Origin of the sequence: Arthrobacter agilis (assembly GCF_002953615.1) — a bacterium.
GTDB lineage: Bacteria > Actinomycetota > Actinomycetes > Actinomycetales > Micrococcaceae > Arthrobacter_D > Arthrobacter_D agilis_B.
Map to the genome: position 1 here is coordinate 3,417,035 of NZ_CP024915.1, position 2,478 is coordinate 3,419,512.

Genomic DNA, 2,478 nt, shown 5'->3' on the forward strand with positions numbered 1-2,478 from the left:
CGCCGACCCGCTGGTCGGGCAGCCGGGCGTGGCCGTCGCCGTCCCCCCGGCGGTCGTCCCTGCGGGGGATCTCACCGCGGTCTGCCCCGCACCGCCCCGCCTGCTCGCATCGGCCGCCGGAGAAGCCGACCCCGAGTTCGGCCCCGCCTCCGCGACCGCCAGGACGACCGTGAGTGCGATGGTCCTCAGCGACCTCGGCGCGACCCTCACCGGAAGCGGCTTCCTGCCGGTCGGTGGGGGTGCCCCGCTGGCGCTGATCGAGGACTTCGCCCCCGAGGTGTCGCTCGGTTCGAGCGGTCCGGCCAGCAGCAGCGAGGACGGCCTGACCAACCGCCTGGCGGGTGTCTCCCGCGGCGTGCGGGTCGATGCCCCCTCCGTGTTCCGGGCGCAGCCGCAGGGCGGCCTCGTACCCGTCGCCGCTGCCACCTCCACCTACACGGCCACCGACGGCGACCTCCGCGGCCTCGCCGCGACGGGCTGCCAGGTGCCCTCCAGCGACTTCTGGCTCCTGGGGGCCTCGACGACCGCCGGGCAGTCCGCGATCCTCACCCTCACGAACCCGACCGGCACGGCGGCGACCGTCACCCTCGAGCTGTACGGGCAGGACGGTCCGATCGAGGCGGCCGGGACACGGGGGCAACTGGTGGCACCGGGTGAGACCCGCCAGATCGTCCTCGCCGCACTCGCCGCGAACCAGGAGCGCGTCGCCGTGCGGGTCCGCAGCGACGGGGGGCGCATCTCCGGCGTCGTCCAGCAGAGCGCCCTCAGGGGCCTCACGCCCGGAGGGGTCGAACTGCTCTCGCCGGCCGTCGCGGCCGGGACCACGCAGGTGGTGCCCGGCGTCGTCGTGCAGGACGCGGCGACGGCGCGCAGCATCCGCGAGCAGGAGGGGTACGGTGCCGCCGCCCCCGAACTGCAGGTGCTCGTCCCAGGGTCGAGCGACGCCGTGCTGGGCATCACGGTCTACGGGCGGGACGGCGAGGTCGCGCTTCCCGGCGGGGGAGTGGTGACGGCCGCCGCCGGCTCGGTGACGGCGATCCCGCTGGACGCCCTGGCCGAGGGCAACTACACCGTCGCCGTGACCTCGGACGTCTCGGTGGTCGCGTCGGCACGCGTCGTCCGGGGGACCGACGACGGGAAGCCGGTCGACCTCGCCGGTGCCCCCGCCGCCGCCAGGCTGGGCAACGACTCGGCGATGGCCCTCGCGGAGGGCGTCGACACCTCCCTGGTCCTCGGTGCACCGAGCGGCAGGAGCGAGGTGACGCTGACACCCGTCGCGGCCGACGGCGCGCTCGGCGAGCCGGTGGTGATCGGCATCGCGGGAGGGACCTCCGTCACCGTGCCGTCGTCCTCCCTCGGGCGCAGCCCTGCGGCCGTCCTCGTCGATGCGACGGGGGATCCTGCCTACGGAGCGCAGGTCATGGTCCTGCCGGGAGCACGCGCCGGGATCTCCGTGGCGAGCATCCCGGCCGGTGTCACGGCCCCGCAGAGCATCGCGGTGGAGCTGGGCTACTAGGCCGGTCTGCCCGGACTAGGCCTGCGAGCGACCGTAGGCGGGGTCCACCGCCTCCGGGGCGAGTCCCATGAGTTCCGCGGTCTGCTCGACGACGACGTCGTGGATGAGTTCGTTCACCGGCATGAGTGCCCTGGCCGCCATGAGGATCGGGTGACGGTAGATCGTGATGACCGCCGGCCGGCCGGGCGCCGCGGGGGAGCAGGAACCGAGGAGGCCCCGCAGGGTCTCCGGCGTCATGTCCTCCAGGCCGTCCGGGATCTCCTGCACCACGATCTGCAGGTCCTGGATCCGCTCACCCCACAGGCGCTCGAGCCGTTGCGCCGACTCCATCACCCAGTCGTCGAACTGCTCCGACCTGGACCGCGAACCGGGGAGGTGCTGCGGCAGCACCTCGCCACGCATCCCGCGTCCCCTGCGATTACGCCGGCGTTCGTAGAACGACCGCGCCGGGCGCCCCTCGGAGGACGTCGGATCGGTCAGCTCGACCGAAAAAGTGGAAGCATCCTGCATGTAAAGACTGTAAGCCTTCGACACCGCGCCCGCACGCCCGGAAGCCCGGATCCGAGGGGATGCACACGGGCGGGAAGCGCGTCCTGACGGCCGCCGCACCCAAACCCCGGTAGGCTTGCCGATCGTGGGATCACTCCGTCAATGCTCCAGATCAGCCTGCCAGCGGCCGGCGGTGGCCACACTCACCTATGTCTACGGGGATTCGACCGCGGTGCTGGGTCCCCTCGCGACCTACGCCGAACCCCACACCTACGATCTCTGCTCCGTCCACGCGGAGCGCCTGACGGTGCCCCGTGGCTGGGAGGTCGTCCGCCTCACGCTCCCGGACGCCGTGCCGGAACACAACTCCGACGATCTGCTGGCCCTGGCCGACGCGGTCCGCGAGGCGGCCGCCGAACCCGCTCCGGACCAGCCGACCCCCGGGCAGCGCGGCAGCAGGCCGCCCATGGAGC

3 protein-coding genes are annotated in these 2,478 nt (G+C 73.5%); 2 read left to right on the forward strand and 1 reads right to left on the reverse strand.

Annotation, left to right across the window (positions count from 1 at the left end):
• Positions 1-1,516 (forward strand): DUF5719 family protein (locus CVO76_RS16835; RefSeq protein WP_208740211.1); only part of this gene is annotated, 1,516 nt, incomplete at its 5' end.
• Between the two features lie 15 nt (positions 1,517-1,531).
• On the opposite strand, the gene CVO76_RS16840 is transcribed toward CVO76_RS16835, so the two are convergent.
• Positions 1,532-2,026 carry a metallopeptidase family protein gene (locus CVO76_RS16840; protein ID WP_133082017.1) on the reverse strand — a complete coding sequence of 165 codons (495 nt, stop codon included), beginning with the start codon at positions 2,024-2,026 and terminating at the stop codon, positions 1,532-1,534.
• Positions 2,027-2,150: 124 nt separating this feature from the next.
• Here CVO76_RS16840 and CVO76_RS16845 point away from each other — a divergent pair.
• Positions 2,151-2,478 (forward strand): DUF3499 domain-containing protein (locus CVO76_RS16845; RefSeq protein ID WP_208740212.1); only part of this gene is annotated, 328 nt, incomplete at its 3' end.